5 protein-coding genes are annotated in these 4530 nt (G+C 75.3%); 2 read left to right on the top strand and 3 right to left on the bottom strand.

Translation table 11 applies throughout. From position 1 onward, the window contains the following. On the top strand, positions 1-455 hold a 455-nt coding region (locus HLB15_RS22595), incomplete at its 5' end, for a TetR/AcrR family transcriptional regulator C-terminal domain-containing protein (protein ID WP_171108884.1). On the opposite strand, the gene HLB15_RS22590 is transcribed toward HLB15_RS22595, so the two are convergent. Next, positions 429-2576 carry an MMPL family transporter gene (locus HLB15_RS22590; RefSeq protein ID WP_171108882.1) on the bottom strand — a complete coding sequence of 716 codons (2148 nt, stop codon included), beginning with the start codon at positions 2574-2576 and terminating at the stop codon, positions 429-431. The two genes, HLB15_RS22595 and HLB15_RS22590, sit on opposite strands and share 27 nt — an antisense overlap. Next, on the bottom strand, positions 2573-3022 hold the full coding sequence (locus HLB15_RS22585) for a pyrimidine dimer DNA glycosylase/endonuclease V (RefSeq protein ID WP_171108879.1): 450 nt from the start codon (positions 3020-3022) through the stop codon (positions 2573-2575). Before HLB15_RS22585 ends, HLB15_RS22590 begins: the two co-directional genes overlap by 4 nt. Positions 3023-3134: 112 nt before the next feature. Here HLB15_RS22585 and HLB15_RS22580 point away from each other — a divergent pair, with 112 nt between their 5' ends. Continuing rightward, positions 3135-3734: a MarR family winged helix-turn-helix transcriptional regulator gene (locus HLB15_RS22580; protein WP_229785564.1), complete on the top strand. Its 600-nt coding sequence runs from the start codon at positions 3135-3137 to the stop codon at positions 3732-3734. Positions 3735-3809: 75 nt separating this feature from the next. Here HLB15_RS22580 and HLB15_RS22575 read toward each other — a convergent pair whose 3' ends face one another. Next, a complete protein-coding gene (locus HLB15_RS22575) occupies positions 3810-4334 on the bottom strand; it encodes a gluconokinase (protein WP_212760254.1) in 525 nt (174 codons plus the stop codon). Between the last annotated feature and the right edge of the window lie 196 nt (positions 4335-4530).

Genomic DNA, 4530 nt, shown 5'->3' with positions numbered 1-4530 from the left:
TCCGCGCGCTCGCGGAGGCCGAGTGGGCCGCCTACCGCGCGCACCCGTGGCTCGTCGGCGTCCTGGCCAGCAGCCGCCCGCCGCTCGCGCCCGCCGTGCTCGACGCCGCGCGCACGGGGGTCGACGCCTTCGTCGCGCTGGGTGCCGACCCGGCGTCGGCCCTGGGCCGGTACGTGGCGCTCAGCGGGTATGTGCAGGGCATGGCCCTGCTGCTGCTCGCCGAGCACGCCGAGGCCCGGTCCGGCACGTCGTACCCCGCGTGGTGGGCGCGCGAGCTGGACCGGCTGGACCGGACCGGGGCGCGCAGGCGGCACCCGTGGCTCGACGCCGCCGCCGGGGGCGCGCCTCCCGGCGCGTTCGGCCGCGACGTCGAGTCGTGGTTCGGTGACGGCCTGGACCGCGTCCTGGCCGGACTCACCGCGCCCGGGTCACCGCTCCCCGCGGGCGAGGCGTGACGGCCACCAGATCGCGCGGCCGACGTCGTAGGACAGGGCCGGGACCAGGAGCGACCGCACCGCGAACGTGTCGAGCAGCACGCCGAAGGCGACGATGAACGCGAGCTGCGCGAGGAACAGCACGGGGATCACGGCGAGCGCCGTGAACGTCGCCGCGAGCACGAGGCCCGCCGAGGTGATGATCCCGCCGGTCACGCGCAGGCCGCGCAGCACGCCCTCGCGGGTGCCGTGCGCGATCGACTCCTCCCGCACGCGGGTCATGAGGAAGATGTTGTAGTCGATGCCGAGCGCCACGAGGAAGACGAACCCGAACAGCGGCACGGCCGGGTCCGCGCCGGGGAAGCCGAGCACGTCGTTGAACACCAGCGCCGCGACGCCCATCGCGGTGCCGAAGGACAGCACCGTGGTGAGGATGAGCAGCACGGGCGCGAGCACGGCGCGCAGCAGCAGCATGAGGATCACGAGGATGACCACGAGCACGATCGGCACGATGAGCGTGCGGTCCCGGATCGAGGCCTCGTTGGTGTCGAGGTCGGTCGCGGACTCCCCGCCGACCAGCGCGCCGGGCACGGCGTCGGCGTAGGCGGCGCGCAGGCCGCTGACCGTGTCCTCGGCGGCGAGCGAGTCCGCGGCGTCGCCGAGGGTGCCCTGCAGCAGCACGTCGCCGTCGGCGACCACGGGCTCGGGGGCAGGGGTGCCGGGCGGGCCGAGGGGCTGGACGCCGTCGGCCGTCACGGGCGCGGTGCCGCTCTCGGTATCGGCGGTGACCGCGACCTGTTCGATGCCGTCGGCGTCCAGGAGCACGTCGGCGGCGGCCTGGAGGTCGTCCTCGGGCGCGACGACGTACACCGGGCTGCCCGAGCCGGCCGGGAAGTGCTCGGCGAGCTGCTCCTGGCCGGTGCGTGCCTCGGAGCTGCCGAGCACGAGCTCCGACTGCGGCACGCCCGAGGCCTGCAGCTGCGTGACGCCGACGGCGCCCAGGGCGAGCACGGCCGCCGTCGTGAGCCACACGACGCGGGGGCGGGCGCGCACGAGGCCGGCGACGCGGCCCCACAGGCCGGTCTCGCGCTCGGCGGTGCTGTCGTGGTCCGGGTCGTAGCGGGGGCGGCGCGGCCAGAACGCGGCGCGGCCGAGCGCGAGGAGGACAGCGGGCAGCAGCGTCAGCGCGGACAGCATGGCGAACGCGATGCCGATCGCCGCGACCGGGCCGAGCGTGCTGTTGGACCGCAGCTCGCTGAGCAGGAGGCACAGCAGGCCCGCGATGACGGTGCCGCCCGAGGCGAGGATCGGCTCGACCGAGCCGCGCAGCGCGCGCCACGTCGCGGTCCACCGGTCGGGCACGGACAGCAGCTCCTCGCGGAACCGCGCGACGTACAGCAGCGCGTAGTCGGTGGCCGCGCCGATGACGAGGATGAACAGGATGCCCTGCGTCTGCCCGCTGAGCAGCAGCACGTCGGCCTTGGCCAGGTGCCACACCGTGAGCAGCGCGACGCAGAGCGCGAAGAGGCTTGTCGCGAGCACCGCCAGCGGCAGCAGCAGGGACCGGTACACGATGATCAGGATGACCAGCACCGCGGCGAGCGCGACGCCGAGCAGCAGTCCGTCGATGCCCGCGAACGCGGACACGAGGTCGCTCGAGAAGCCTGCGGGGCCGGTGAGGGAGAGGTCGACGCCGTCGGGCAGCTCGGCGCGCAGCGTCTCGCGCAGCTCGGTGGTGGCGTCGCCGAGGTCGGCGGCCGAGGAGATCGGCACGAACGCCTGGGCGGCCTCGCCGTCCTCCGAGGGGATGGGCGGGGACGTCTCGCCCTCGACGACGTCGAGGTCCGCCGCGGCGGCCAGCGCGTCGCCGAGCGCTGCGAGGTCGTCGCGGGACAGCTCGCCCTCGCCGGTGAACACGACGACGGCGGGGATCGCGTCGCCGTCGGTGAAGTCGGCGAGACGGTCCTGCACGGCCGTGGCCTCGGCGGTGGACGGCAGGTAGGCGGTGCGGTCGTTGGAGGAGACCTCGTCGACGCGGCCGAAGTACGGCCCGCCGATCGCGGCGGCCCCGAGCCACACGAGGATGAGCACGGCCGGCAGGGTGACGCGCAGCCAGCGCGGCACGCGGGTGGCGGCGCTCATGCGGCACGCTCCCAGGCGGCGACCTCGCCGGGCACGACGACGAACAGGGGGTGCGCCACGGGGCCGGTGCCCGCCGCGACGAGCTGCGCGTGGCGCTCGGGGGAGCGGACGGCGAGCTTGCGCAGCAGGTGCTGCCACTCGTGCTCGAGCTGCCCCGCGGTGACGGGGATCCGCGCGGTGGCGCGCAGGTGCTCGTCGAGCGGGCGCACGATCCGCGTCGCGTCGAAGCGGTAGCCCTGCTGCTGTGCCGTCGCGCGGACGGTGTGCAGGTAGGCGGCCACGGCGACGACCGGCTCGGGGTGCTCCCGGAACCGGACGAGCTGCGGGTGGGCGGTGTAGCCCTTGGTGCGGCCGAGGAGGACGGCCTGGGCGAGGAGCGCCTCGCGCCAGCAGGCGGTGAGTCCCTGTCGGTCCAGCAGGGCGGGGTCGAGCGACCAGAGCCGCATCCGCAGCTCTCCTTCCGGTGATACGGGTACCCGGCGCTAATCGCTAGCCAGGCTAGTTAGACAGGCTATATTTAAGCATATGAAGGAACCCTCGACAGGCTACGATCCCCCCGTGGATCCAGCACCCGCGGTCGCCGAGCCCAGCGCTGAGCCCTCCATCACGGAACCCTCCATCACCGAACCGTCCATCATGGACCCGCGCGTCATGGACCCGCAGGAGGAGCTGGTCCGCCGTGCCGGGCTGGCCGACACGGACGTCGACCAGGTGGTCCGCGTGCTGGAGGGGCTGCGCCGCTGGCGCGAGGCCGAGCGGCGCGCGAGCGAGGCGTCGCGCCGGTACATGAACCTCGGCGAGACCGACATGAAGGCCGTGCGGTTCGTCATCGCCCTGCGCAACCAGGGCCGCGTCGCGACGCCGGGCGCCATCGCGACCCACCTCGGCATCACCACCGCCTCCACCACCAAGCTCCTCGACCGGCTGGTCGCGGGCGGGCACGTGCGGCGCTTCCCGCACCCGTCCGACCGACGCAGCCTCGCCATCGAGGTGAGCGACGAGACGCGGCGCGTGGCGCGCGAGACCGTGGGCCGCAGCCACGCCCGCCGGTTCGACGCCGTCGCCCGGCTCGCGCCGCGCGAGCGCGAGATCGTCGCGCGCTTCCTCGAGGACCTCGCGGCGACGGGCGAGGACGTCCCGCAGCCGCCGCAGGACTGACCCGCCGGCGCCCGACCGTCCGCCCGCACCGCGTGGCTCGCGCGGGTCGTCGGGGACCGGGGCTGAGACCGGCCGTCAGCCGGCGAGCCGGCGCAGGATGTCGTCGACGACCTGGTCCGCGCCCGGAGCCACGTCGACGGCGAAGCCCGGCTCGTCCGCGCCCAGCGGCTCGAGTGTCGCGAGCTGGCCGTCCAGCATCTCGGGCTTCATGAAGTGCCCCGCGCGGCCCTGGATCCGGGCGCGCAGCAGCTCGGTCGACCCCGTCAGGTGCACGAACCGCACCGCACCCGCCGGGCCCGCCTCCGCCAGCAGCTCCCGGTAGCCGCGCCGCAGCGCGCTGCACGGCACGACGGCGCTGCGCCCCGCGGCCAGCTCGCCCGCCAGCCAGTCCCGGACGCTGCGCAGCCACGGCCACCGGTCGGCGTCCTGCAACGGTCGGCCCGCCGCCATCGCCGCCACGTTCTCGGGGGAGTGGAAGTCGTCGCCCTCGGCGAACGACGCCCCGAGGCGACCCGCCAGCAGCGCGGCGACCGTCGTCTTGCCCGACCCCGCCACGCCCATCACGACGTAGGCCCGGGGTGCGTCGGCTGTTGCGTCCATGGGGCACATCCTCGCCCATCGGCCGACGTGCCGGCCCGCGGTCCCACCCCTGGGCACGGACCCGTGACGTACCCCACAATGGGCGGCATGACCTCGCCACGCCGCCCGCGCGACGCGCGCGGGCCCGTCGTGGCCGGCCTCGCCACCGGCGCGGCCCTGCTCTCGCACCTCCGGTCAGGGCGGCGCCGAGGCTCCG

It is taken from the genome of Promicromonospora citrea (assembly GCF_013004695.1).
Taxonomy (GTDB): Bacteria; Actinomycetota; Actinomycetes; order Actinomycetales; family Cellulomonadaceae; genus Promicromonospora; species Promicromonospora citrea.
Note: the sequence above shows the minus strand (reverse complement) of the source record. Positions and strands in the feature narration are given on the sequence as shown.

What these genes read in the sequence shown, in the direction of transcription:
- HLB15_RS22590 (WP_171108882.1), bottom strand. Translation starts at nt 2,576, where the DNA reads ATGAGCGCCGCCACCCGCGTGCCGCGCTGGCTGCGCGTCACCCTGCCG.
- HLB15_RS22585 (WP_171108879.1), bottom strand. Translation starts at nt 3,022, where the DNA reads ATGCGGCTCTGGTCGCTCGACCCCGCCCTGCTGGACCGACAGGGACTC.
- HLB15_RS22575 (WP_212760254.1), bottom strand. Translation starts at nt 4,334, where the DNA reads ATGGACGCAACAGCCGACGCACCCCGGGCCTACGTCGTGATGGGCGTG.